The 26,546-nt window shown below is 58.4% G+C and carries 21 protein-coding genes, 3 tRNA genes, 1 pseudogene and 1 riboswitch; of the genes and pseudogenes, 23 read left to right on the top strand and 2 right to left on the bottom strand.

Features of this window, described 5'->3' with window-relative positions; all coding sequences use genetic code 11:
* Nucleotides 1-295: 295 nt before the first annotated feature.
* Nucleotides 296-1,999 (top strand): sensor histidine kinase, encoded by a 1,704-nt coding sequence (locus C1713_RS11185; RefSeq protein ID WP_245871116.1) that lies wholly within the window; start codon nucleotides 296-298, stop codon nucleotides 1,997-1,999.
* On the top strand, nucleotides 1,992-2,777 hold the full coding sequence (locus C1713_RS11180; RefSeq protein ID WP_102493954.1) for a response regulator transcription factor: 786 nt from the start codon (nucleotides 1,992-1,994) through the stop codon (nucleotides 2,775-2,777). Before C1713_RS11185 ends, C1713_RS11180 begins: the two co-directional genes overlap by 8 nt.
* A 43-nt stretch (nucleotides 2,778-2,820) precedes the next feature.
* On the opposite strand, the gene C1713_RS11175 is transcribed toward C1713_RS11180, so the two are convergent.
* Nucleotides 2,821-3,150 carry a hypothetical protein gene (locus C1713_RS11175; protein WP_102493953.1) on the bottom strand — a complete coding sequence of 110 codons (330 nt, stop codon included), beginning with the start codon at nucleotides 3,148-3,150 and terminating at the stop codon, nucleotides 2,821-2,823.
* A gap of 180 nt (nucleotides 3,151-3,330) precedes the next feature.
* On the opposite strand from C1713_RS11175, the gene C1713_RS11170 reads away from it, so the two are divergent.
* From C1713_RS11170 to C1713_RS11100, 13 genes and pseudogenes are all read left to right on the top strand, one after another.
* Nucleotides 3,331-5,049, top strand: coding sequence for a HAMP domain-containing methyl-accepting chemotaxis protein (locus tag C1713_RS11170; RefSeq protein WP_102493952.1), 1,719 nt, complete (start codon nucleotides 3,331-3,333; stop codon nucleotides 5,047-5,049).
* Nucleotides 5,050-5,226: 177 nt separating this feature from the next.
* Nucleotides 5,227-5,700: pseudogene (gene tnpA / locus C1713_RS11165) on the top strand (IS200/IS605 family transposase).
* Between the two features lie 294 nt (nucleotides 5,701-5,994).
* A tRNA-Gly gene (locus C1713_RS11160) sits at nucleotides 5,995-6,069 on the top strand.
* Nucleotides 6,070-6,073: 4 nt separating this feature from the next.
* Nucleotides 6,074-6,148: transfer RNA gene (locus C1713_RS11155), tRNA-Gly, on the top strand.
* A gap of 112 nt (nucleotides 6,149-6,260) precedes the next feature.
* A tRNA-Ile gene (locus C1713_RS11150) sits at nucleotides 6,261-6,337 on the top strand.
* Between the two features lie 387 nt (nucleotides 6,338-6,724).
* Nucleotides 6,725-7,957 (top strand): tRNA nucleotidyltransferase/poly(A) polymerase-related protein, encoded by a 1,233-nt coding sequence (locus C1713_RS11135; protein ID WP_102493950.1) that lies wholly within the window; start codon nucleotides 6,725-6,727, stop codon nucleotides 7,955-7,957.
* Nucleotides 7,958-8,015: 58 nt separating this feature from the next.
* Entirely contained in the window at nucleotides 8,016-8,546 is a 531-nt protein-coding gene (locus C1713_RS11130) for a gamma carbonic anhydrase family protein (protein WP_009753006.1), read from the top strand.
* Complete coding sequence (ndk, locus tag C1713_RS11125) at nucleotides 8,546-8,959, top strand: nucleoside-diphosphate kinase (RefSeq protein ID WP_009753005.1); 414 nt, start codon at nucleotides 8,546-8,548, stop codon at nucleotides 8,957-8,959. The genes C1713_RS11130 and ndk overlap by 1 nt, the downstream gene beginning before the upstream one ends.
* Before the next feature lie 79 nt (nucleotides 8,960-9,038).
* On the top strand, nucleotides 9,039-9,548 hold the full coding sequence (locus C1713_RS11120; protein WP_061944620.1) for a cob(I)yrinic acid a,c-diamide adenosyltransferase: 510 nt from the start codon (nucleotides 9,039-9,041) through the stop codon (nucleotides 9,546-9,548).
* Entirely contained in the window at nucleotides 9,545-12,169 is a 2,625-nt protein-coding gene (polA, locus tag C1713_RS11115; RefSeq protein ID WP_102493949.1) for a DNA polymerase I, read from the top strand. The genes C1713_RS11120 and polA overlap by 4 nt, the downstream gene beginning before the upstream one ends.
* A 3-nt stretch (nucleotides 12,170-12,172) precedes the next feature.
* On the top strand, nucleotides 12,173-12,775 hold the full coding sequence (coaE, locus tag C1713_RS11110) for a dephospho-CoA kinase (protein WP_102493948.1): 603 nt from the start codon (nucleotides 12,173-12,175) through the stop codon (nucleotides 12,773-12,775).
* The gene (locus C1713_RS11105; RefSeq protein WP_061944614.1) at nucleotides 12,768-13,337 is read left to right on the top strand and encodes a lytic transglycosylase domain-containing protein; all 570 of its coding nucleotides are present in this window, start codon (nucleotides 12,768-12,770) and stop codon (nucleotides 13,335-13,337) included. The genes coaE and C1713_RS11105 overlap by 8 nt, the downstream gene beginning before the upstream one ends.
* Nucleotides 13,334-17,098, top strand: a complete 3,765-nt coding sequence (locus tag C1713_RS11100; protein ID WP_102493947.1) for a PolC-type DNA polymerase III — start codon at nucleotides 13,334-13,336, stop codon at nucleotides 17,096-17,098. The genes C1713_RS11105 and C1713_RS11100 overlap by 4 nt, the downstream gene beginning before the upstream one ends.
* Nucleotides 17,099-17,163: 65 nt before the next feature.
* On the opposite strand, the gene C1713_RS11095 is transcribed toward C1713_RS11100, so the two are convergent.
* Nucleotides 17,164-18,918, bottom strand: coding sequence for an Rqc2 family fibronectin-binding protein (locus C1713_RS11095; protein ID WP_102493946.1), 1,755 nt, complete (start codon nucleotides 18,916-18,918; stop codon nucleotides 17,164-17,166).
* A 372-nt stretch (nucleotides 18,919-19,290) separates the two neighbouring features.
* On the opposite strand from C1713_RS11095, the gene dapF reads away from it, so the two are divergent.
* The 8 genes from dapF (at nucleotide 19,291) to C1713_RS11050 (ending at nucleotide 26,507) form a co-directional block, all read left to right on the top strand.
* Nucleotides 19,291-20,130: a diaminopimelate epimerase gene (dapF, locus tag C1713_RS11085; RefSeq protein WP_102493945.1), complete on the top strand. Its 840-nt coding sequence runs from the start codon at nucleotides 19,291-19,293 to the stop codon at nucleotides 20,128-20,130.
* Nucleotides 20,127-21,008, top strand: coding sequence for a YicC/YloC family endoribonuclease (locus C1713_RS11080; RefSeq protein WP_102493944.1), 882 nt, complete (start codon nucleotides 20,127-20,129; stop codon nucleotides 21,006-21,008). Before dapF ends, C1713_RS11080 begins: the two co-directional genes overlap by 4 nt.
* Before the next feature lie 3 nt (nucleotides 21,009-21,011).
* Nucleotides 21,012-21,263 carry a DUF370 domain-containing protein gene (locus C1713_RS11075; protein WP_009752995.1) on the top strand — a complete coding sequence of 84 codons (252 nt, stop codon included), beginning with the start codon at nucleotides 21,012-21,014 and terminating at the stop codon, nucleotides 21,261-21,263.
* Complete coding sequence (gene gmk / locus C1713_RS11070; protein ID WP_102493943.1) at nucleotides 21,260-21,853, top strand: guanylate kinase; 594 nt, start codon at nucleotides 21,260-21,262, stop codon at nucleotides 21,851-21,853. The genes C1713_RS11075 and gmk overlap by 4 nt, the downstream gene beginning before the upstream one ends.
* A gap of 15 nt (nucleotides 21,854-21,868) precedes the next feature.
* Entirely contained in the window at nucleotides 21,869-22,099 is a 231-nt protein-coding gene (gene rpoZ / locus C1713_RS11065; RefSeq protein ID WP_006690137.1) for a DNA-directed RNA polymerase subunit omega, read from the top strand.
* Nucleotide 22,100: 1 nt separating this feature from the next.
* Entirely contained in the window at nucleotides 22,101-23,303 is a 1,203-nt protein-coding gene (coaBC, locus tag C1713_RS11060) for a bifunctional phosphopantothenoylcysteine decarboxylase/phosphopantothenate--cysteine ligase CoaBC (protein WP_102493942.1), read from the top strand.
* Nucleotides 23,304-23,362: 59 nt separating this feature from the next.
* Nucleotides 23,363-23,469, top strand: a riboswitch (SAM riboswitch).
* A gap of 87 nt (nucleotides 23,470-23,556) precedes the next feature.
* Nucleotides 23,557-24,741: a methionine adenosyltransferase gene (gene metK, locus C1713_RS11055; protein ID WP_102493941.1), complete on the top strand. Its 1,185-nt coding sequence runs from the start codon at nucleotides 23,557-23,559 to the stop codon at nucleotides 24,739-24,741.
* Nucleotides 24,742-24,887: 146 nt separating this feature from the next.
* Entirely contained in the window at nucleotides 24,888-26,507 is a 1,620-nt protein-coding gene (locus C1713_RS11050; RefSeq protein WP_102493940.1) for a glycosyltransferase, read from the top strand.
* The last annotated feature ends 39 nt before the right edge of the window (nucleotides 26,508-26,546 follow it).

Raw genomic sequence — 26,546 nt, 5'->3', positions numbered from 1 at the left:
CCACTCTTTCTGATCGTGCCGGTCAGACGCCGGTGATACGATTGAAAACGAGAGCGTTGCATTTGCAGTGCTCTCGTTTTATAATATTTCGGAAAGACTGATAAGGAATCACTGATAAAATGAGGTCTGCCAGATTGGCGTAGATTTTTTCGTCCGAACGAGGTGGAAAACCGGACGCAGAGTGGTGCTCTGTGGAGGATTTTCCGCCGAAGTGCGGGCAAAAAAGATGCGTCAAAATGGTTGTACCGAATTTATCAGTGCTTCCATAATATTGGAAGAGAAGGTGAGAGGATACGTGGCACAGTCGGTCCGTTTTCGTGCGTATATCCGCCGCCTTTTCATGCGTTCCATCCTTGCCTTTATCGCACTGATGCTCGTCAGCTATGCTGTGTTTGTCGTTTTATACTATGAAGTCTGCGTTGTTCGTGAGACGGAGCAGGAATGCGCGGCGATCGCAGCGGTGGCGGATGCCGAGTGGCAGCGTTATGATGCGGGGGTACAGAGCCTTGCCCGCATGGAGGATGTACGCGGTGCGCTGGATGGGCAGACGGTTACAGAGGCATACCGCCGTCTCTATGCATTCTCGTTCGCAGGCCCTTTGCGCGCCGATTTTGCCTTGCTGCGGGAGGACGGGACAGTATGCGCGTCGAATCTTTACGCGGTAAACAGTGACAGTTTTGCCCGTCATGATGGTATCCGCAGGGAACTGTTGCGTTTGAACCGGACGCCGGATGCAGCAGTGAGCAGCACGGTGCTTTTGCCGCTTGCCTACGATCAGGGGGCAGTGTATGCCTTTTCTGCTGTTGTGCCTGGCGAGGACGGCGGAACGGCAGGCTATCTCGTCTTTGCCCTGCGGACCGAGGCGTTCCATGCACTCGCCATACGCGGCGGCGCCGACCAGGTTGTACTGATGGACCCCTTTGACCATGTGATTTTCGCAACGGATCGCCTGACAGAAAAGACGCTTGGAAAGTTTACGGCATCGGTGGAGGAGAGCGGCAGAACGGAAATAGATGGGCAGCCTGCCTATGCCGCTGTGCAGTCCTGTGCGCAGGGGCGTGTGCGCGTTGTCACGATGACCTCGCTCTTGCGGCAGCAGCAGCTTGCCGCGACGGGGGCAGTCTTTCTGCTCACGCTCAGTGTGTTGCTCCTTCTCTCCATGCCGGTGCTCACGCGCAGGGTGACGGAGCGCAGCCTGCGCTCTGTCGACGGGCTTCTGCGTGCAGTACGTGCGTGTCGGGACGGCGATATGGGACCGCAGGATCTGCCACAGAGCTTCTATGAGTTTGACGTCCTCTATGCAGACTATAATGCGATGCTTGCGCGCATCCGACGTCTGCTCGCACGCAATGCAGAGCTCGCCGAGCGCAAGCGCCGTATGGAGGTACGTCAGCTTAAGGGACAGTTCAATCCACATTTTGTCTTTAACGTAATGGAGGCACTGCGCTATGAGATCCTCATCGATCCAAAGCGCGCCTCAGAGATGGTTGTCGCCTTTGCCCGCCTGATGCGCTACGGCATTCGTGCGAGCGGGGACATGGCAGAGCTTGCCGTGGACATCCGCTATGTGGAGGATTATCTGACCCTCCAGAAGATGCGCTACGGCGATCGGCTGACCTACGACATCGTGCTCCCTGCGCAGCTGCGCAGCTGCCGTGTGCCAAAGCTGCTCCTTCAGCCGATCGTTGAAAACAGCATTGTCCATGGACTGGAGCAGACGCGTGAACTGCGCCTGCGCGTCGAGTGCCGCGCGGAGCAGGGAGATCTGCTGCTGTGCGTGATAGACGACGGTCCAGGCATGACCTTGGCAAAGTATACAGAGATCTGCGCTATGCTTGCGTCGGCGTCGGCCGAGCCGGAACACATCGGCCTCTACAACGTGCATCGGGTGCTCCGCCTGCTTTACGGCGGTGCCTATGGCGTGACGATTGCGGAGTATAGAAACGGGCTGAAGGTCATCCTGCGGATGCCGCTGCAGCAGAGGGAAGAACATGGATAAAGTTTTGCTCGTTGAGGATGAAGATATCATTCGTCGCGGACTCCTCTATGCGGTGGATTGGCTGAAGGAGGACTGTGTGGTTGTCGGCGAGGCAATGGACGGCATAGACGGACTGAAAAAAATCGATACACTCCGTCCGGATATTGTTATCACTGATGTGAAGATGCCGTACCTCGATGGGCTCGGGATGCTCGAGCAGAGCCGAGATCGCGGCTATGAGGCAATCATTCTTTCGGGGTACGATGAATTCAGCTATGCCAAACGCGCAATCTCTCTCGATGTCGCGGAATACCTGCTGAAGCCCGTGGACTTCGATGCGCTTCATGAGAGCCTTGTACGTGCGAAGGAGCGCCTGCGGAGGAGGGCAGAGACACGGCGACTGGCGCAGGAACATGCCGCATCTGCACCAGTGGAGATTTTTCCCTCGGCGGGGGCACCGGTCGGCAAATATACGGGAAAACTTCTGCGCCGCATTCGCGCGGACTATGCAGAACGACTGTCGCTGCGGGATATTTCCGCCGAGTACGGTGTGTCCGAGACATATCTGCAGAAGTGTTTCAAACAGGATACGAAGTACACCTTTAACGATTTCCTCAACCGCTACCGCATTCTGCGGGCGGCGGAATATCTTCGTGCGGGAGACGGGCGAATCTATGAGATCGGTGCACGCGTCGGGTTTCAGGACTATAAGTACTTTACGCTCGTGTTCAAGAAATACATGAACTGCACACCGGGACAATTTCGCACGCGAAGCGAACGGGATGCGGCAGATGAATAGAAAAAGCCCCGACCCAGTGCAGGGCGGGGCTTTCGCATCGGTTCTATGCGATGTAGCGATAGTAGGCATCCAGCAGAAACAGTGCGCCTGCGATGCCGATGGTGACCATGCTGCCGCGTGTGACGAGCATCATCTGTGTCTCAGTGAGGCGATCTGCCGCATGGCGGCGCGTGTATGTCAGCCCGAGTGAAAGCGTCAGCAGGATGTACATGGTGATCGTCAGCGTATCAAGAGTGTCCCATGCCGCGATGACGAGGATTACGGACATCGCCATCAGAATGAGGAGAACGTAGTCCTTGCCCGGCGGACGCTGTTGTTTTACTTCCTGTTGCGGCGCTGTCTTGCTTTGCAGCTTTTTTAACATTTTTGCCATAAGTATTCGTCCTCTTGTCTATTTATTTGCTGTAATAATGTTAGTATATCATAGAAAAATCTTTATTGCCATATGGTAATTCGGCAGGGATGATGCTATAATGAAAACCATCTGAGGAAGACCGTATCATTGGACACGGGGAGATGAGCCCTGTGCGGGTTTTGTGGAGGGGTTTGAGAAATGTCAGTAGCAAAGAAAATTGTGCTGAGCGTCGGATTCCTGGTGGTTATGTTTGCTGCCTACGGATTCTATGCGAATCATTCAAGCAGTACGCTGAATGAAAATACGGTCAGCGTATTCAAGTGGGCGCATGTTATCAATGTGGGCAGCCAGGTGCAGGCTCTCTCGGCCGACGGGCGTGAGTATGAGCTGATGCGCATTATGGCGCCGAACGAAGCAGAGCGTTCCCGTGCGGAAGGGCTCATATCCCAACTCACACCGAAGCTGAATAAGGCATACGAAGAGTATGAGCAGGCCATCCAGGAGGCACCGTTTCCGAACGAGTCGGATCGTTCACAGAAGCTTGCACGCATCAGCAAACTAAAGGATGAGCGCAAAGAATACGCCGATGTGCGTCAGCGTGCGACGGATCTTATGGATGCAGGCGATCATGATGCGGCAATCACTTTGGCTCTCAATGATCAGTCTGATGTTTATAAACGTATGACCGAACTCTTAGAAGAGGACAAGGCGGACAGCGTACGTCTCGCGCGCGCGGAGATGGCATACAGTGAGGATGTTTTCTCAGCGGTTAAGACGACGACACTGATTGCGCTCGTGATCGTTGTTATCCTGTCGGTTATTACCCTCGTCCTGCTCCTTCGCAGCATCAAGAGGTCGGTCGATACGATTCTGGATGGGGCACGTCATATTGCCGGCGGCGATCTTCGTTCGAAGATCGAGCTGGACGGCGATGATGAATTTGCACATATTGCACATCAGTTTAATACGATGGTCGAGAGCATGCAGAAGATGATCCGCAAGATCAAGACAACGGCAACGGATGTTGCCGGCTCGTCCGAGGAACTGACGGCGAATGCAAACCAGTCGGCACAGGTGACGCAGAGCGTGGCGCAGTCCATCACAGAGGTTGCAGAGGCGGCAGAGAAACAGGTGGACATTGTCCACAAGAGCCATGAGACGGTTGAAGAGTTCCAGAAGGGCCTCGAAGAGGCAATTACCAATCAGCGTCATGCACGTGAGCAGACACAGGCGACGGCAGAGAAGGCGGCAGAGGGAAATGCCTTTGTCCAGTCGACCGTCGAGCAGATGAACTCCATTGCACAGACGGTTCAGCAGACGAGTGAGATCGTCAGCAAGCTAGGTGAGCGTTCAAAGGAGATCGGCAACATCGTCGAAATCATCTCGAATATCTCGGGTCAGACAAACTTGCTTGCGCTCAATGCGGCGATTGAGGCGGCACGTGCCGGCGAGCATGGACGTGGATTTGCTGTTGTTGCCGAAGAGGTGCGCAAGCTCGCCGAGGAGTCGCAGAACGCATCGCAGAAGATCTCTGAGCTCATCCAAAGCATTCAGGATGAGACGGACCAGGCAGTCGCCTCGATGGAGGAAGGACGCCGTGAGGCCGAAAAGGGCAAGGAGAACGTCACGGCAACGGGCGAAAGTTTCTCCGAGATCCTGCAGATGGTGGAGGATGTCAAGAAGGCATCGCTTGTCGTCAGTGATCACGTGCTGCACCTGCGTGAGAATATGGGAACAATCATCAATGGCATGACTGAGGTGGATGCCTCGGCAAAGGGGATCGGCAGCGAGTCGCAGAACGTATCCGCCGCGACGGAGGAACAGGCGGCCGGCATGGAGGAGATCGCATCCTCGAGCCGCAGTCTTGCCAATATGGCAAATGATCTGCAGACAGAGACGGATCAGTTCAAGGTGTAAATGGATGAAGGGAATCCGCGCTGACTTTCAGCGCGGATTTTTTGTATAAAGAAAACCACGCGATAGTCGCGTGGTTGGAAAGAGCTTAAGCGGTGAACAGAAAATCCCCAGTGTGCTAAACTATGCGTAAGCCTGCCAGCCTAAAAATAGTAAAGACACTAGGGAGGAAACAGCATTATGTCGAAACAACAAAATGCCGATACGCATAGTTTAGCACACACAAAGTGGAATTGTAAGTATCACGTTGTGTTTGCACCGAAGTATCGACGAAAAGTATTCTACGAAGGGAAACGGCTGGAAATCCGGGAGATCCTAAGAAAGCTGTGCGCGTGGAAGGGTGTAGAGATCATTGAAGGGGAGATCTGTCCGGATCATATCCACCCGCTGTTAAGTATCCCGCCGAAGATCAGCATATCGAGCTTTATGGGATACCTAAAGGGCAAGAGTAGCTTAATGATATTCTAAAAGTATGGAAACATGAAGTTTGCATACAGAAATCGAGAATTTTGGTGCAAAGGGTATTATGTCGATACCGTAGGAAAGAACACCAAGGCGATTAAGGAGTACATAGCTGACCAGCTGAAGAAGGATCGGGAGCAGGATCAACTGAGCTTGTTTGACCCAAGAGACCCATTTATGGGTGGCAAGTAATCTGTGCATGGCTGGCAGGCCAATAAAAGGCGTACTTGTACGCCGCCAATTACATAAGGGCTATGTCCGAAAATGAAAAACCACCCGCTATGTGGGTGGATATTTATTGTGCAGCACATACGGCATGGCTGGGCTCGCTGTGAGGGAGAGGGGCGCAGCTTTGAGATTGTTTTGCGGGAAGAACTGCGCGAAGGGATGTGCTGCCCATACGATGACGGCAACTAAAATTATTTCTTGACAGAAAACCTGTCTCTTGTTAGAATAGTATCCGTTGATTGACAGCACTGTCAGGATGCGGAAGTAGCTCAGTGGTAGAGCACCACCTTGCCAAGGTGGGGGTCGCGAGTTCGAGCCTCGTTTTCCGCTCCATTCCGCGGAAGTAGCTCAGTGGTAGAGCACCACCTTGCCAAGGTGGGGGTCGCGAGTTCGAGCCTCGTTTTCCGCTCCATCGTTTTTATACCTGCGCTCTGCGCAGGTTTTTTTGAAAGTGAAGCGCAGAAGCTCTTGGGAGATCGCTGATGGAAGCAGTGTTTCCCGGACGGTATGCTCCACTTTGTTTGGGGCCTATAGCTCAGTTGGTTAGAGCAACCGGCTCATAACCGGTCGGTCCTTGGTTCAAGTCCAAGTGGGCCCACCAATCGACATGAGTGCATCACACAGGGAATCGCTGATACGATGAAGTCCGTCAGATTGGTTCAGATTTTTGTTCGGTCAAGAAGACGAATCGGACGCATAGCAAGAGCTATGTGGAGGATTTGTCGATAAAGACCGCGCGAAAAGATGTGCCAAGGCGGAGCCTCGCGTGTATCCGTACTTCTCTAAGTGGTGCTTTTTATTTTAGGAATCACTGATAAAATGAGGCCTGCCAGATTGGCGCAGATTTTTTCGTCCGAACGAGGTGGAAAACCGGACGCAGAGTGGTACTCTGTGGAGGATTTTCCGCCGAAGTGCGGGCAAAAAAGATGCGTCAAGATGGTTGTACCGAATTTATCAGTGCTTCCTTTATGTGCGAGGAGGTGAACGCATGACAGAGGGGGCGTTCGTGGCGGAGTTGCGCGGTGCAGGAGCGCATGTTTTCCGCGTTGGCGGCTGTGTCCGTGATGCCGTCCGCGGTGTGCCGCCGAAGGATGTGGACTATGTTGTCACGGGGCTGACGGAAGCGGAGTTCTGTGTGCTTTTCCCGCGGGCGGAGAAGATCGGCAAGGGGTTTCCCGTCTATCATGTGCGCATTGGCGGCGTACGTTCCGAGGTCGCCTTTGCACGCAGAGAGCGCAAGACGGGGGCGGGGTACCGCGGCTTTGACGTGACGTTTGATCCGACCGTGACCATCGAAGAGGATCTCTATCGCCGTGATACGACGATGAATGCGATGGCGGTGGAGCTGCCGGCGGGCACACTGCTCGATCCCTACGGCGGACAGGCAGATCTTGCGGCTGGGATCATCCGTGCCGTATCGCCGCATTTCTTAGAGGATCCCGTGCGTGCCCTGCGTGCGGCACGGCAGGCGGCGGAGTTCGGGTACACGGTGGAGGAGAAGACGCTGGCTCTGATGCGGGCCTGTGCGGAGGAGCTGCAGCATGAACCGTCTGAGCGTCTGATGGGGGAGCTGCGGCGCGCACTGATGACGCCGCGCCCCTCGGTGTTCTTCCGCGTGCTGCATGCGGCAGATCTCCTCACGGTGACGTTTCCGGAAATCGCGGCACTTGTCGGGCAGACGCAGCCGACGGAGTTTCATCCCGAGGGCGATGCCTATGCTCATACGATGGCGATGCTCGATGTTGTCGCGGAGAGGTCAGACAATATCATCGTTCGTTTCGCTGCGCTTGCGCATGATCTTGGCAAGGGGAGGACGCCGCAGGAGATGCTGCCGCATCACTACAGGCATGAAGAAACAGGGCTTGAGGCACTCGCATCATGGAATCAACGCATGACACTTCCCCATGATTGGAAAAAGGCGGCGGCGTTTGTGATCCGTCAGCACATGCGTGCGCCGCGCCTGACGCATCCCGGAAAGATCGTGGATCTCCTGTTTGGAATTGAATCATCAGGGCTCTCTGTCACGGACTTTAACGTTGTGATTCGTGCCGATCACGGCAGTCTGCCGCGGTATCTCCGCTGCGGAGAGGCATATCTTGCAGCGATGCGCACGGTTACGGGGCGTGACGCGCCGCCTGCATTGCGCGGTGCGAAAATTGGTGCATGGCTGCGTACGGCGCACATCGCCATCCTGAAAAAACTCTTGTTGGAGAAGGAATAAGCGTGTTATAATACGTTTGTATGATGCTGGATGATCTGTACGAAGGAGGCGCGTATAGGTGGACAAAATCATTCTGCCCTATCGCGGGAAGACTCCCGTTATCGATGAAACGGCGTTTATCGCGCCCACGGCGGCCGTGATCGGCGACGTGACCATCGGAGCCGGTTCGAGTGTCTGGTTTGGTGCTGTGGTGCGCGGAGATTTTCAGCCGATTACGATTGGAAAGAACACCAACATTCAAGAGAACGCGACGATCCATGTTATGGGAGATGCACCCGTACGGATCGACGATGGTGTCATCATCGGACACAATGCCGTGGTGCATGCACGCCACATTGGGGCTAATACGCTGGTCGGCATGGGCTCGATCATCATGGGCTACTCCGAGATCGGCGAAAACGTTGTGATCGGCGCGGGGACATTCCTCTCGCAGCATAAAAAGATTCCATCGAATTCTCTTGTGTTCGGCAATCCCGCACAGATCGTACGCGCCCTGCGCGACGATGAAATCGAGGCACTTCAGGCGGCGGCACTCAACTACGCCGACCTTGGAGAAGAGTATAAACGTATCATTGAGGAGATGAAGTAATGGAACGGACATTGGTTCTCATTAAGCCGGATGCTGTCGGTGCCCATCACATCGGGGACATTACGAAGGCGTACGAGGAGGCAGGGCTTGAGATCCGCGCGATGAAGATGATGCAGATGACGGACCGCATCGCACGCATCCACTATGCAGAGCATCTTGAAAAGCCGTTTTACGGAGAGCTCGCCGCGTTCATGACCTCGGCGCCGCTCGTGGCGATGGTACTCGCTGGGGACAATGCGATTGCGCGCGTGCGTGAGCTGCACGGCGCGACGAATCCTGCGAACGCGGCTGAGGGAACGATCCGCAAGCGCTTTGCGAAAAATGGGAGTGAGAACGCCGTTCACGCATCCGACAGTCCCGAGAGTGCGGCGCGCGAGGTGCATATCTTCTTCAGTGAGACGGAGATCTTCTAGAAATTAATTAATGATGTTTGCTGTACCCGATCATACACGGTATGATCGGGTGCATTTATCGGCAGAGGAGGAACATGCGATGAGTGTAACAACAAAAACCGGCGATCAGGGGATGACGAGCCTTTTTACGGGGGAGCGCATCGCGAAGGATGATATGCGCGTGGAGGTCTATGGAGCCGTGGACAGCCTCGGCTCGACCCTCGGAATGGCGCGTGCCTTCGTGACGAGCCCCGAGGTCAAGGAGCGTATCTACAATCTGCAGAAGCAGCTCGGTGTGCTAATGGCGGACTTCGCGAGCCGCAACAAGGCACCGCGCATCACAGAGGAAATGGTCACAGGCATCGAGAAGTCGATCGCGGACATTGAGGAGAGCCTGCCCGAGCTGCAGGAGTTCATCATCCCGGGCGACAAGAAGTCGAGTGCAATGCTCGATCTCGCGCGCACGACGGCACGGGCGGCGGAGCGTCATGCGTGGACCTTGGCGCGGCGCGGCTCTGTGGCAGAGATCGACCTGCGTTATCTCAACCGTCTCTCGGACTATATCTTCATCCTCATGCGCCTTGAGGATCAGGACAAGCCGAACCTGTGAGCAGCGGAATATTTGCCGTCATTGACGGGAGCAGCCTCTTCTTTCGCGCGTTCTATGCGCTGCAGCTCCCGCCGAATGCGCGCGGAATTCATACGAATGCAGTACATGGCTTTGCCATGATGCTCGTAAAGCTCCTGAAGGAGCTGTCGCCGACACAGATCGTCATCGCATTCGACAAGAGCCGTACGACATTTCGCACGGCTCTCTATCCCGACTACAAGGGAACGCGGGACAAAACGCCGGAAGAATTGATCGCCCAGATCCCGCTGCTGAAGGAGCTGGCGGAGGCACTCGGCATTTCGTTTCTCGAACTTGATGACTACGAGGCGGACGACATCATCGGCACGCTCGCGGTGCAGGCGGCGGCAGAGGGCGTGGAGACGCGCGTCATTACGGGCGACCGCGATGCCCTGCAGCTCATTCGCCCGCAGCTCACCGTCCTTTTGACCAAGAAGGGCATCAGCGAGACGAAGGCGTATGATACGGCAATATTCGAGGAGGAGTACGGCTTTCCGCCGATCCGCCTGATCGATATGAAGGGGCTGATGGGCGACAGCTCGGACAACATTCCGGGCGTGCCCGGTGTCGGCCCGAAGACGGCGACAAAGCTTCTGCTCGCCTATGAGAGCATCGAGAACGTTCTCGACCATGCCGCAGAGGTCAGCGGGAAAAAGCTCAGTACGTCGCTCGTGGAGTATCGCGAACAGGCACTGCTCTCCAAGCAGCTCGCCACGATCGAATGTCATGTGCCGGAGCTGCACTACGATGCGGAGGCCTTCCGCATGCAGCCGGATCGTGCTGCGCTCGAGGCATTCTGTCATGCCTATGAGCTGCGCACGGTCTGGCGTGCTCTGTCGGAGTACATAGGGGCGGCTGAGACACCGGCTTCCGCCGCAGCGCAGCAGTCGCTCTTTGGCGCGCCTGCACCTGCGGCTGACCTCACGGCAGCGGAATTTTGTGATGCCGATATGGAGCTGCTGCGCACGGCGGAAAAGGTCGCCGTCGGTGCTGTCTTTGCGGGTACGCCGCCCTTCGTGGAGGTCACGACACTCGCCCTCGTCATGGATGGGGAGCGGCGCATCCTGTCTGCATCGTCTCCGCATTTTGCCGCCATTTTGGCATGCTTGGCGGAGCGTTCCGTCGCACTCTGGAATGCGAAGCGCTACGTACAGGCAGGACTGCGGGGGACGGCACAGGTCTTTGATCTGGAGCTGGCGGACTATCTGCTGCACCCCGAGGAGAGCCGACGCGACATGGCACGCGCGGCGTTTGCGCTCCTTGGTACTGCGACCTCGGCGGAGGGGCTCTCCTCCGAGGCGTGCGCTGTCCGCGAGGCACTTCTTGGCGCACGCCTGCAGCCCGTCATGGAGACGGAGCTCGCCGCGCAGGGGCTGATGCAGCTCTACCGCACGGTGGAGCTGCCGCTTGTCCCTGTGCTTGCGGCGATGGAGCAGACGGGCGTATGCGTGAATCGCGCGGCACTTGAGCGCGAGCGTGCGGCAGCGACAGAGCGCATCGACGCACTGGCACGTGAGATTCATACACTCGCGGGGACGGAGTTCAACATCAGCTCCCCCAAGCAGCTCGGGGAGATCCTCTTTGAGCAGCTCGGGCTCGGCGACGGGAAGGTCAAAAAGACCAAGACGGGCTACTCGACCAATGCGGAGACCTTAGAGGGGCTGCGTGATCAGCATCCCATCATTGATAAGGTACTGACCTACCGTATGTGGACGAAGCTGCGCTCGACCTATCTCGACGGCATCGGCGCACTCATCCGCCCCGTCACGGGGCGCGTCCATACGAGCTTTAACCAAACCGTGACGGCGACGGGGCGGCTCTCGAGTTCTGACCCGAACCTCCAGAACATCCCCGTGCGGACGGAGGAGGGGCGCGCTGTACGCGCCCTCTTTACGCCGGGTGAGGGCTATGACGCACTGCTCTCGGCGGACTACTCGCAGATCGAGCTGCGCATCCTCGCGCACATGTCGGGCGATGCGACGCTGATCGATGCGTTCCGTCAGGGGCAGGACATCCATGCGCGCACGGCAGCGGAGGTGTTCGGCGTGCCGCTGGACGCGGTGACGCCGGAGCAGCGGCGCCGTGCCAAGGCGGTCAATTTCGGCATTGTCTACGGGCTCAGCGACTTTGGGCTGGCGCGTGATCTCGGCATCGGACGCAGGGAGGCCGGCGGCTATATCGACCGCTATTTTGAACGCTATCACGGCGTACGCACCTTCCTCGATAAAATTGTGGCGGATGCGCATGCAAACGGCTATGTGACGACGCTCTACGGGCGGCGGCGCGCTCTTCCCGCGCTCGCGAGCCGCAACTATATGCAGCGTTCCTTCGCGGAGCGCATGGCGATGAATACGCCGATCCAAGGGACAGCGGCCGACCTCATCAAGATCGCGATGGTGCGCGCCTACGACGCACTGCAGGCGGCGGGCGTAAAGAGCCGCATCCTGCTGCAGGTGCACGATGAGCTTGTCCTAGAGGTCACGACAGAGGAGACGGAGACGGTCACGGAGCTCCTGCGCACAGCGATGAGCGGGGCGGCAGAGCTGGCTGTGCCGCTTGCCGTCGATGTGCATAGTGGGAAGAACTGGGCGGAGGCAAAGTAACGCGTGAAGATCATCGGACTGACGGGCGGAATCGCCTGCGGAAAATCTACGGTCAGCAAGATGCTGAAGGACTGCGGCGCATGTATTGTGGATGCAGATGCGATAGCCCATGAACTCTCTCAGCCAAATCAGCCCATCTTTCACGCCTATGTGGAGCTCTTTGGGCCGGAGATTGTGACTCCCGAGGGGACGCTCGACCGCGCGGAGATCGCACGGCGTGTCTTTTCTGACACAGTACTGCGCGACAAGATGAACGCCCGCGTGCACCCGATCATCCGCGCGGCTGCAGAGGATCGTCTGGATGCCGCCCACATGGACGGCACTGCTGTTGTGGTGCTCGATGTGCCGCTCCTCTTTGAGGCGGGCTGGGATGCCCTCACGAACGATACGTGGGTGGTTACCCTCCCGCCCGAGGAGCAGCTGGCACGTCTCCTCGCGCGCGATCATACGATGGACGAGGCAGAGGCGCGTGCACGTATCGCTGCGCAGATGCCGCTCGCCGAGAAATGCATGCGGGCGGATGTGGTAATCGATAACAGTGGGACAAGGGAAGAGACGAAAGAGCGTGTGGAAAAACTATGGGAGACGTACCTCGGGCGTGCGTAATCTGCGGCTTCGGCTGTGGCTGCTGCTGCGTCTTGTTGTCGCAGCACTAATCGCCTTTGCCCTCGTTGGCGGCTGGACGATCGTCGAACGGACGTGGCTCTACCCCTATGACTACCGCAGCTACATCGAGACGAGTGCCGCGCAGCAGCGCACGGATCCATTCCTCGTTGCGGCTGTCATCAAGCACGAGAGCAAGTTTCAGACGACAGCGCGCTCGGACGGCGGTGCGGTTGGGCTGATGCAGCTCATGCCGCAGACCGCTGCATGGATCGCGGGGCAGCTCGGGGAACCGTTCACGGAGGACTACCTCTACGATCCCGCCCTTAACATCCGCTACGGGGTATGGTATCTTGCCGAACTGGAGCGCGAGTTCGGCGGCAACGACATTCTCGCGCTCGCAGCGTACAATGCGGGGCGCGGCAATGTGCGCGACTGGATGGAGCGCCGTCATTGGACCGATCAGTTCGACGAAATCGACGCGATTCCCTACCCCGAGACGCGGCTCTACGTGCGCCGCGTGCTTGAGGACAGGGAACAGTACAAGAGGCTGTACGACGAATGAAGACCTATCGAATCCTTTCATGTGCGGCAGATCTGCTGCTGCGCCTGCTGCATGGGCTCGCTCTTGACGATGAGGAGCGGGCTCTTTTGCGTGCCTGCGTCGTCCGTCATGTCGAGGTATGCGGCGATACGTGGGAGATTGTCGTCGGAACGCAGACGGTCATGGATGATGCTCTCATCGAGCGCATCGCGGCGCAGGTGGCGGCGAACTATCAGCTCTCGCAGGTGCTCATCCAGCAGAATCTCGTCGCGCTTGCCCCGGCGGTCGCGCCGCTCTGGGAGCAGATCGTCCGCGATGCTGCCGCGGGCGATGCCGTCCTCTATCATACGCTGCTGCAGGCGGACTACGCTGTGGACGGCAACGTCATCCGTATCTCTGCGCCCGGTGCATTCGGCGCAGAGCTCTTTGCGCAGAGCAGTACGGTAGGACGTATCGAGCATGCCGTGCGCACGCATGTCGGCTGCGCCTGCCGCGTCGTCTGCGAGGAGTCTGCGCTCAGTGGTGCACTCCCCAGCGCAGACTGGACACCGCCCGCCGTGCCTGCCGCTGCACCAACCAAGGCGACACCATCCGCCGCACTGGCGCGCGCGGCGAAGAACACCAAGGCGAAGGAGCTCCCCGCCAATGTCATTATGGGGCGCGGCGTCTCGGGCGAGGCACGCACGTTGGGCGTGATCGAGGACGAGGTCAAGAACGTCGTCCTCGAGGGCGAGGTCTTTGACCCGCAGGCGAACCAGCTGAAGTCCGGTGCCTATATCCTCACCATCAAATTTGCCGATGCGACGAACGGAATCAGCTGCAAGAAGTTTTTCTCCGCGCGCGGCAAGACGACGCAGGAGGAGATTGACGCCGAGGTCGAACGCATCATCAAGGCGATCGGCAAGGGCGGTGCGGTGCGCATCCAAGGGAAAATCGAATACGATAAATTCATCAGCGACTATGTGCTCTTCATCGACAGCATGGAGCGGCGCAGCGTCCCGCAGCGCGAGGATACAGCGGAGGAAAAACGCGTTGAGCTGCACGCGCATACGAAGATGAGCGCGCTCGATGCCGTCGTCCCGCCCAAGGTGCTCGTCGAGACGGCGGCGCGTTGGGGCTGGCCGGCGGTCGCCATCACCGACCACGGCGTCGTGCAGGCATTCCCCGAGGCGATGAATACGGCGCGCGCCCTCGCGAAGAAGGGCATCGACATCAAGATCATCTATGGCATGGAGGGCTATCTCGTCGACGGAGAGGACGACGCCCGTGCCTTTCACATCATCTTTTTGGCGAAAAATAAGACGGGGCTCTATAACCTCTATAAGCTCGTCTCGCTCTCGCATATTCGCTACTTCCGCGGGACAAAGAAGCGCGGTCGGCCGCGTGTGCCGCGTGCCGTCCTAGAGCAGTACCGCGAGGGGATCATCGTCGGCTCTGCCTGCGAGGCGGGCGAGCTGATCCGCGGCATCGTCGCCGGGCGTCCCGATGCGGAGCTGGAGGAGATGGCGAAGTTCTACGACTTCCTCGAGATCCAGCCCATTCACAACAATGACTTTTTGAAATTTGACGACCGCTTTCCCATGCAGACGGACGAGGATCTCAGGGACATCAACCGCAAGGTGGACGAGCTGGCACGCAAACTCGGCAAGCCGCTGATCGCGACCTGCGATGTGCATTTCCTCAATCCCGAGGATGCCGTCTACCGCGCCATGATCCAAAAGGCGAATGGCTACCGTGACGCCGAGCGTCAGCCGCCGCTCTATCTGCGCACGACGGAGGAGATGCTCGCGGAGTTCGACTATCTCGGTGCGGAGCGCGCCTACGAGTGCGTCGTAACGAATCCGCGCCGCATCGCGGAGGAGACGGAGCGCTTTCTCCCAATCCCCGATGAGCTCTATGCGCCGATGGTACCGGGCGCAGATCGCGAGATTCAGGAGATGTCCTACGCACGCGCGCGAAAACTCTACGGCGAGAATCTGCCGAAGATTGTCTCCGACCGTCTCGAGCTCGAGCTGAAGCCGATCCTGCGGCATGGATTTGCCGCGCTCTACATCATCGCCCAGCGCCTCGTGAAAAAATCCAACGATGACGGCTATCTCGTCGGCTCGCGCGGATCGGTCGGCTCCTCCTTTGTCGCGACGATGATCGGCGTCACCGAGGTCAACCCGCTGCCGCCGCACTATCGCTGCCCGCACTGTCAGTACAATCGGTTCATCGACGACGGCTCGGTTGGGAGCGGATTTGATCTGCCGTCCGAGGACTGTCCCGTCTGCGGCACGCCGCTCATCAAGGACGGACATAACATCCCGTTCGCCGTATTCCTCGGCTTTGACGGGGACAAGGTGCCCGATATCGATCTGAACTTTTCGGGCGACTATCAGCCCGTCGCACACAAGTACACGGAAGTCCTCTTCGGCAAGATGAATGTGTTCCGTGCGGGCACGATCGCAGGCCTGCAGAACAAGAATGCCTACGGCTACGCCATGCACTACTACGAGGATCAGGGCGAGGCAAAGGGGCGCCCCTACATCGAGCACATGATGCGTGGCTGCATGGGGGTCAAAGCGACGACGGGACAGCACGCGGGCGGCATCATGGTCGTGCCGCGCGACATGGACGTGCACTACTTCACGCCTATCCAGCGCCCTGCGAACAATATGGAGTCGGATACACTCACGACCCATTTCGATTACCATTCCATCAGTGAGCGTCTCGTCAAGCTCGATATTCTCGGACACGATGATCCGACGGTCATCAAGATGCTGGAGGAGCTGACGCACCGCGACCCCGAGACCATCCCGTTTGACGATCCCGCGACCATGTCCATCTTCACCTCGACCGACGCGCTTGGCATCACGCCTGAAGATCTCGGGGCGAATATGGGGACGTACGGCATCCCGGAGTTCCGCACGTCATTTACGCAGAAGATGATCGACGACTCGAACCCAGACTGTTTTGCCGATCTCGTGCGGATCTCGGGCTTTTCCCACGGGACGAACGTCTGGCTCGGCAACGCACAGGATCTCATCAAGGCGGGCACGAGTACGCTGAAGGACGCGATCTCCGCGCGTGACGACATCATGAACTACCTCATGCAGAACGGCATCGAGCCGCTGCTCTCGTTCAAGACCATGGAGAATGTGCGAAAGGGCAGAGGTATCGCGCCCGATGTCGTGGAGAAACTGCGCGCGGGCGGGATCCCCGAGTGGTATATCGAGTCCTGCCAGAAGATCAAATACCTCTTTCCGCGCGCCCATGCGACCGCGTATGTCATGATGGGCTACCGTATTGCGTTCTGCAAGGTGCACTATCCACTCGCATACTACGCCGCCTACTTCTCCATCCGCGCCGCAGAGTTCGATGCAAACATCATCTCGAAGGGCAAGGATGCCGTGCGTGCGGCAATCGACGCGCTCCTCGCTGAGGCGCGTGAGCACCGCGGCAAGCTGGACAACAAGAAGCAGGACACGCTCATTGTCCTGCAGCTCGCATGGGAGATGTACCTGCGCGGCTTCTCCTGTGAGCCCGTCGATCTCTACGCCTCCGATGCGGAGAAATTCATCCTGCATGAAAACTCCCTTTTGCCGCCCTTTACGGCGATCCCGGGCATGGGACAGAAGGCGGCGCAGGCGATTGTCGAAGCGCGGCGGGATGGACGCTTCATCTCCGTCGAGGATCTCGCGACGCGCGCCCATGTGCCCGCGCCTGCCATCGAGGTGCTGCGTACACACGGCTGCCTCGACGGCATGATGGAGAGCAATCAGGTTGAGCTGTTTGCGTAAAATTTCATAGAAAAAAGAAGGGGTCTGGTGCGAAGCGAGAAACTTCGTACCAGACCCCTTTTTTGTTATATTGCTGGATTCTGTGCGAGGATAGGTGCGAGAGCCTCCTCGTCCTCGGTGACGAAGAGCGTTTTCTCATGGGTAAAGCGGACGAAGCCGGGGACGGATCCCGAGGGCTTTTTGACGAAGCGGATGGCGGTGTAGTCGACGGGGACGGTCGAGGAGCCGCGTGCCTTGCTGAAATGCGCCGCAATCTGTGCGGCGAGGTGGAGCGTCTCCTCGCTCGGCGCCGCACCGCCCGTGCGCAGGATGACGTGTGAGCCGGGGATATCACGTACGTGCAGCCAGAGATCTGTCGGTGCGGCCGTCCGAAAGGTGAGCGCGTCGTTCTGCATGTTGTTCTTGCCGACGAGGATCGTCATGCCGTCGGGGGCGGTGAAGGAGAAGGGCTGCGCGCGGCGATCCTTGTTCTTCTTGGGCATCTTCTCGTGCAGATAGCCCGAGGCGATCAGCTCTTCCTGAATCTCCGCGATCTCAGCGAGCCGCGTGGAGGAGTCGAGCGATGCCTCGATGCTTTCGAGATGGCGGATGTTCGCACGGCACGCATCCTGCTGGACGGCGAGGAGCTTCTGCGCGCGCTTCAGCTTGTCGTACTTCTTATAGTAGGCCTGCATGTTTTGGATGATGTTCAGACGGCGGTCGAGCGGGATGGTGAGCGCTTCTCCTGTCTCGCTGTAGATGTTCGTGACCGTGACCGCATCGTCGGCATGATCCGCATAGTTGTACTGATAGGTCATGAGGTTGTCGGCGGCGATCTTCTGCTCCTCGGCGTTTTCGGCGGCGGCGATCTCCGCGCCGAGCTTTTCATATTTCTCTCGCGCACGGGAGAGCTCCGTGCGCACGAGGCGGCGAAAGCGCTCGCGGTCGGGGATGACGTAGCTGCCAAGGCGCCGATCCGCGTCGATCATGAGAGCACTGACCGTGGGATAGGAGAGGAGTGTCGTTTTCGGCAGAGCGCTGAGCGGGAACGCCGCCATCGCCGTGACTTTGCCGTTTTCGTCAAGGCGCAGAGAGGGGGCGGGCTTTTCCATCCATGTGCGCAGTTCGACCAGTGCATCTGCGAGCGCGGCGAAGTCCGCATCGTCCAGCTGAGCGACAGGGATATTCGGCGTGAGTCCGGCGAGAAAGGCCGCTTCCTTTGCCGAGACGGGGCCGAAGCCGAGGACGGCGCCGATGAGTGCCTGAAAGAGTTTTGCCTCCCCCGCTGCACGGACGCGCGTGAGAATCTCCGCTGTGTCTGCCGTGAGGAGGTCGCATTTTTCCTGTGCGGGCGGGAGAACATAGGGGAGCCCCTTGTAGACGGTGCGCACGCGGCTCGTGTTCTCGCCGATGCGCCGCAGTGCCTCGGTGATGATGCCGTCCTCGTGGAGGATGATGTTGCTGTACTTGCCGATGAGCTCGAGTGTGAGCGTGCGCGTGACGATGCGGCCGCCGCCCGCGATGACGTCGATGTCGAGGTGGATGATGCGGTCACGCCCCTCCTGCCGCACGGCGGCGATGCGCCCTGTCTCAAGCTGCTTGCGCAGGAGCATGACGAAGGTCGGCGGCTCAGCCGGGTTCTCGGGAGCCGTATCGATGAGGTGCGCCGAGGGGTTGCCCGCATTTGTATTGATATAGAGCAGCAGGTTCTGTCCCGGCTGGCGGATGCCGAGGACGATGGACTGCTTGTTCGGCTGATTGATCTTGTCGATGCGTCCGCCCGTGAGAGCGCTTGCGAGCTCACGCACGAGGGCGGACATGGAGAATCCGTCGAGGCTCATCGTATCACCTTTCTTTCGCTTGGTCTGATGAGGAAAATTATAGGAAGCACTGATAAATTCGGTACAACCATCTTGACGCATCTTTTTTGCCCGCACTTCGGCGGAAAATCCTCCACAGAGCACCACTCTGCGTCCGGTTTTCCACCTCGTTCGGACGAAAAATCTACGCCAATCTGGCAGACCTCATTTTATCAGTGATTCCTATACACGTCAAAAAAATGATGTGCAAGTCGGCGAATTTCATTTTATCGGGGCTTTCCTAGGTGGCATGCTGTCCCCGCAATTATCGCAGAAAGGGCAGGCTGCGTGCCTTGCGCACAGAGGTCATTCATACTATAATGGGGGATATCATACGATAAGGAAAGGGACTTTATGAAATTCAGCAAATGGCAGGGCTGCGGCAATGATTTTGTGATTGTGGATTTTCTTGATCATGAACCAGTGGACTTCGCTGTCCTCGCGCGCGAGATGTGCGACCGTCATTTCGGCGTCGGTGCGGACGGCCTGATGGCGGCGTGCCCCTCGGAGACGGCGGATGTGCGGATGCGCGAGTTCAACCCCGACGGGACGGAGCCGGAGATGTGCGGAAACGGCATCCGCTGTTTTTCGCGCTGGCTCTACGAAGAGGGGTACGTGACGAAGGACGAGTTCACCGTCGAGACGTTGGCGGGGACGATGGTGCCGCGCGTCATTGTGCAGGACGGCACCGTGTCGGCGGTCGCTGTGGATATGGGTATTCCCGTGCTTGAGGGGGCGCGTATCCCCGTGGCGGGCTTCGGTACGGAGCGCGTTGTGGCGCAGCCCATCACGGTCGCGGGCAAGGAATACGCGATGACCTGTGTCTCGATGGGCAACCCGCACTGCGTGGTCTTTGTGGATGATGCAGACGGCTTTCCTCTGGAAAAGCTCGGTGCGCAGTTTGAGCATCATGCGGCGTTTCCGAATAGGATCAATACGGAGTTTGTCGAGGTGCGCGACCGCCGCCATGCACGCATGCGCGTCTGGGAACGCGGCGCAGGCATTACGCTCGCCTGCGGGACAGGGACGTGTGCGACGCTGACGGCGGGCGTGCTGAATGATGTACTCGACCGTGAGGCGGCGATTGAGGTGGATGGCGGCGTGATCCATGTGGCATGGCGCGAGGACGGACATATTGTGATGACGGGGCCTGCCGAGCAGGTGTTCACGGGCGAGTGGCCGGGGGTACGATGAGTACGCAGCGCAGGAGTATGACGGGCTACGGTGCGGGGACGGCGGAGACGGCGGACTATCGTGTCGTGGTCGAGATGAAGGCGGTCAATCAGCGTTTTCTTGAGATCGCACCGCACATGCCGCGTGCCTTTGGCGCATGGGAAGGCGATCTGCGGGAGCTCATCCGTACGCGCGTGGCGCGCGGCAAGCTCGATGTCTACGTCAGCTTTGAGGATCGCAGTGAGAAACGCTATGCCGTTCATGTCAACGAGGGGCTCGCCCGCGCCTATTACGCGGCGCTCGGCCGTGTGGCGCATGCCGTGGATGCACCGCTGTCGGACGGCATGCGCATGACGGCGGCGTACGAGGGCGTCATCACGATCAGCGAGGATGCAGATCTTTCGGGAGCGCGCACGGTCTTTCTGGATGCTGCCGCACGCGCCCTCGACGCGCTCGATGTCATGCGCCTCGCTGAGGGTGCGCATATCGTGCGCGACTTTGAGAAGCGTCTCGCGCGCCTCGAGGAGCAGCGCGAAGAGGTGAAGCGGCATGCGCCGCAGATCGTGGCGGACTACCGTGCCCATCTCACGGAGGTGCTGGCGGAGTTTCGCACCGTTACGCCCGATGAGACGCGCATCATGCAGGAGGCGGCACTCTATGCCGACCGCGTGAATGTGACGGAGGAGCTCGTTCGGCTGGCGAGTCACTTTGCCCAGTTCCGCACGATTCTCGCAGAGGAGGAGCCTGTCGGACGGCGGCTCGATTTCCTGCTGCAGGAGATCAACCGCGAGACGAACACGATCGGCGCTAAAGTGAACAGCGCAGCCATTCAGCAGGTGGTCGTCGCGATGAAGAACGAGGTGGAGAAGCTGCGCGAGCAGGTGCAGAATTTGGAGTGACAGATGGAGACGGTCAATGTTGGATTCGGCGACATCGTCCTGACGGGACGCATGGTCGCCATCGTCGCGCCGACCTCCATGTCCGCCAAGCGCATGGTGCAGGATGCGCGCGACGCGGGACGGCTGATCGATGCGACATACAAGCGGCGGACGCGTGCTGTCGTCGTCATGGACAGCGGGCACATCGTCCTCTCGGCGCTTTTGCCGGAGACGATTGCAGGACGCATGGGAACGCGAAAGGAGGAGGAGACATGAAAAAAGGGCTGCTGATTGTGATCTCGGGGGCATCGGGCACAGGCAAGGGGACGGTCTGCAAGGAGCTTCTTGCGCGGGCGCGCGGCGTCGCCTTTTCGGTCTCTGCCACGTCGCGCGCCCCGCGCGAGGGGGAGCAGGACGGACGCGAGTATTATTTCCGCACGCGTGCGGAGTTCGAGGCGATGATTGCGGAGGGGGCGTTTCTCGAGTACGCGGATGTGTACGGAAACTACTACGGCACGCCGCTCGCTCCGATTGAGGCACGCCGCAGTGCAGGCGAGGACATCCTGCTTGAGATCGACACGCAGGGCGCGCTGAATGTGATGGAGCGCTGCCCCGACGGCACGTTCATCTTCCTCCTGCCGCCCTCCCTTGAGGAGCTGCGCCGCCGCATTACGGGGCGCGGCACAGAATCCGAGGAGAGCCTTGCGCGGCGCCTTGCGGCGGCACGCGACGAAATCCGACTCGGCAGGCGCTACCGTTACGCCGTACTCAATGATACAGTGGAGAATGCGGCGGCACGGATACAGACCATCCTTGCGGCGGAGCGCCTGCGTGCAGATATGAACCCAACCCAGTTTGATATGTGAAAGGCAGAAAACACAATGAAGACGAATGTAGAAATCGGCATGGTCAATCCCTCGACGGATGAGCTGATGACGAAGGTGGACAGCCGCTACGGCATGGTGGTGCTCGCAGCAAAGCGCGCGCGCCAGATTCTTGAGGGAGATCCCATCAAGTCTGAGCGTGCACGCTCGACGAAAAATGTCACGAACGCATTTGAGGAGATTGCCGAGGGCAAGATCAGCTACAACCTCTGCATGGAGAGTGTCTGACATGGGCGCGCTCGCAGAACGGCGCATCGTTCTCGGCGTGACGGGCGGGATCGCCGCCTTTAAGGCGGTCGAGGTCGCGAGCCTTCTGCGCAAGGAAGGGGCGGAGCTGCGCGTCGTTATGACGCGGGCGGCAGCCTCCTTCGTCACGCCGCTCACCTTCCGTGAGGTCGCCAATGCACCCGTGGCAGAGACCATGTGGGGGGCGCCGCAGCATCACGTGGCGCATATCTCTCTGGCGTCCTTTGCCGAGATGGTGCTCGTCGCGCCCGCCACGGCAAATTTTCTCTCGAAGGCGGCGGCGGGCATTGCCGACGACATGTTGACGACGACGCTGCTCGCGACGCGTGCTCCTCTTCTCTTTGCTCCTGCGATGAATACCGTCATGTGGGAGAATCCTGTGACGCAGGAGAATGTGCGGCGGCTCGCTGCGCGCGGTGTCCAGATCATCCCTCCCGCCATAGGGATGCTTGCCTGCGGCACGACGGGCGCAGGGCGCCTGCCCGAGCCGGAGGAGATCGTACGCGTCGTCAAGGAGTACTTTGCGCGTGGGCAGAGCCTCGCAGGGCGGCGCATCCTCGTGACCGCAGCGGGGACGGAGGAGCCGCTCGATCCCGTGCGCTACCTCGGCAACCGCTCGACGGGACGTATGGGCTACGCCATTGCGGCAGAGGCAGCACAGCGCGGCGCAGAGGTCATCCTTGTCTCCGGTCCCACGCCGCTCGAAACGCCCGCAGGTGTACGGCGCGTGGACGTGCGTACGGCGCGCGAGATGTATGCGGCAGTGCTCGCCGACTATGACAGAGTGGATGCGGTCATCAAGGCGGCGGCGGTTGCTGACTATCGTCCTGCAGAGATGGCAGAGCAGAAGATCAAGAAATCGGAGGGCACACTGACGCTCACACTGACGCGCAACCCCGATATCCTCTATGAGCTGGGACAGAAAAAGACGCATCAGGTGCTCGTCGGCTTTGCGGCAGAGACGCAGAACATCGAGGCGTATGCACGTGCCAAACTCCAGAAGAAGAACCTTGACTTCATCGTGGCGAACAACGTCGCGGAGCAGAATGCAGGCTTTGGCACGCCGACGAATCATGCCCAGATCTTCTACGCAGATGGACGCATGGAGGAGTGCCCCATGATGGCAAAGTCCGCGCTCGCGGGCGTGATCCTCGATCGACTGGAGGAAGCAATCTGCACGCCGTGAAATTCGTCCTTGACAAAGTGAATGGCGTTCACTATAATACATTACATAGAAATGAATATACCTCATCCAGAGCAGTGGAGGGAATGGCCCGATGAAGCTGCGGCAACCATGGCAATGTGTGCCAACGGTGCCAATTCCTATAGGCGGAGCGCCTATGAGATGAGAGCGGCAGAAATCACAGCCTCCCACATCTCAGCGGGAGGCTTTTCTTATGGGATATGGAGAGGGAGTTACGAATTAGGGGAGGTTCTACATGAAGAAAATGCTCTTTACGTCCGAGTCCGTCACCGAAGGACATCCGGACAAACTCGCCGACCAGATCTCGGACAGCATCCTCGACGCGATCCTTGCACAGGATCCGATGGGACGTGTTGCCTGTGAGACGCTCGTCACGACGGGACAGGCACACGTCGTTGGTGAGATCTCGACCTCGTGCTATGTCGATATCCCGAAGATCATCCGTCAGACCGTGCGCGAGATCGGCTACACGAACGCCAGCTATGGCTTTGACGCTGACACCTGCGGCATCCTCGTTTCGCTCGATGAGCAGTCGCCGGATATTGCACAGGGCGTTGACCGCGCGATTGAGTCGCGTGAGGGCGATATGGACGCGGCAGAGGCGATCGGCGCCGGCGATCAGGGCATGATGTTCGGCTACGCGACGAACGAGACGCCCGAGTATATGCCGCTCACGACCGTGCTCGCTCACAAGCTGGCACGCCGCCTGACCGAGGTGCGCAAGAACGGGATGCTCCCGTATCTGCGTCCCGACGGAAAGACGCAGGTCACCGTCGCCTATGAGGACGGCAAGCCCGTCTATGTCGATACGGTCGTCATCTCGACCCAGCACGACGAGGCCGTTGATCTCGCAACGATCCGCAAGGACATGATCGAGAAGGTCATCAAGGAGATCATCCCGGCAGAACTCCTGCGCGCAGAGACGAAGTACTTCGTCAATCCGACGGGCAAGTTCGTCATCGGCGGACCGCACGGCGACTCGGGGCTCACGGGGCGCAAGATCATCGTCGATACCTACGGCGGATGGGCGCGCCATGGCGGCGGTGCTTTCTCGGGCAAGGATCCCACGAAGGTAGATCGCAGTGCGGCGTATGCGGCGCGCTACGTGGCGAAGAACATCGTCGCGGCAGGGCTCGCTGACCGCGTGGAGATCCAGCTCGCCTACGCCATCGGCGTGGCACATCCCGTCTCCATCATGGTCGAGACATTCGGTACGGGCAAGGTTGATGAGGAGAAAATCGTCGAGCTCGTCAAGAAAACCTTTGACTTGCGCCCTGCGGGCATCATCAAGATGCTCGACCTGCGCCGTCCTATCTATCGTCAGACGGCGGCGTACGGACACTTCGGGCGCACGGACGTCGATCTGCCGTGGGAACAGACGGACAAGGCGGCGGCGTTGAAGAAAGAAGCCGGGCTGTAAGCTAAGGAATCGCTGATAAAATGAAGTCCGTCAGATTGGCGGTGCTGAATTTATCAGTGCTTCCCTAACTGCACAATGGGGGCTGCTATACGAAGGAGAAATTCGTACAGCAGCCCTTTCCGTCATCATGAGGTGTGTCCAACATAATGAACGACAAAAAAATCGCTGTAATCGCGTTGTGTGATCCCGATGAACCTGCTGCCATCCGTCCATATCTCGATGCGCTTGATGTACCACATGGCTGCGAGGTGGAGCTGATCGAGGTGTGTGCGGAGGGAAGCACGGCAGCGGCCTGCCAGCAGGCGATGGAGAAAACGGATGCGAAGTATAAGGTATATCTGGCGCCCGGAAGTATTCTGATTCGGCTGACCTTTTTTCAGGAGATGCTCTGTCTCTTTGCGAAAGATCCTGCGATTGGCATCATTGGCCTGATCGGTACGCCGCAGCTTTCGACAACGGGGGAACTTGTCATGTCTCCCCACATCGTGGGGAACGTCCTCTATACCGATGATACATCCTTTCATGGTGAACCCATCGAAGGAGAGATGGAGAATGTCATGGCGGTCAGTGACTATCTGATTGCCACACAATATGACATTCCATGGCGCAGCGATCTTTTCCACGAGGATAGTTTTTGGGCAGAGGCACAGTGCATCGAGTTCCGTCGGCGGGGCTATCGGACGGTTGTACCACGACAGAAAGAGGTGTGGCTGATCGCAGAGCCGAGAGAGGTCTGCTGCGATGAAGCGAGCCGCAGCGTGTTTCTCGATACCTATTCAAAGGATATTTATCCGCTGGTATCCATCATTATGCTCACGTATCAGCGGCCAAACTATTTTCGGACGGCCCTGGAAAGCGTGCTCACGCAGACCTACCGAAACTTGGATATTTTCATCACGGATGATTCACATGACACGGTGACGGCAGAGATGATGCAGCGTGACTTTTCGGATGATCCGCGCATCCATTACGAGCATCATCCAACGTACGGCGCGGCTGAGAACTGGACGCGGGCAATGCAGTATAATCATCCGCACGCACTATATGTGAACTGGCTGATGGATGATGATCTCTTCATGCCTGATAAAATTGCGGTTATGATGGACTGTTTCTTTGCCCATCCGGATCTCAGCCTCGTCACATCGTATCGTGAATGTATTGATGCTGATGGCAACAGGATGCCGACCCCTGACTATGCAAAGCCGATATGCTCGGAGCCTACAAAATTTGACGGAGCATCTGTTGGTATGAAAATTCTCCTCCAGACCGCAAACTTCATCGGTGAACCGACGACGGTTCTAGCAAAGAAGTCGTTGATGCTGGATGGATATCGCCTGGGCTTCACAGGCGAAGAGGGGAAATACCTCGTGCCGGACTTTCCTACATGGCTGCACCTTCTTGCACGAGGCAATATGATGTACCTAACGGAGTCGCTCAGCCAATTCCGCATTCATGAAGGGAATGACACGTGGAACCCCGCTACCTTCGTTCGAGGGATCATCGGCTGGGCCATTTGTATTCGTGCGGCGATCGAGCAGGATGTGTTTCTTCGCGATAACGGCACACGTAGGGCTGCCATAGTAGCATGGATGGATATGGCATCCGTCGCGCGGGAAAAACTAGGGCATCTCCTAGAGGCGGGAAAAGAATCCGCGTTTAGAGATTTTCAGATCGTTTTTAATGCCATGTCCGAGGCGCTAAAGAGTGACGGCCATATTGTGTTTTCCATCGATACGACACTTGAACTGTTGCCGATGGATGACTGAGAGCAGGAAAAATACAGCAAATCCCCCGTTGAAGTCGGT

This window comes from Centipeda felix (assembly GCF_900186465.1).
GTDB lineage: Bacteria > Bacillota > Negativicutes > Selenomonadales > Selenomonadaceae > Centipeda > Centipeda felix.
The sequence above is the reverse complement of the archived record's forward strand: the minus strand, read 5'-3'. Positions and strand labels throughout refer to the sequence as shown.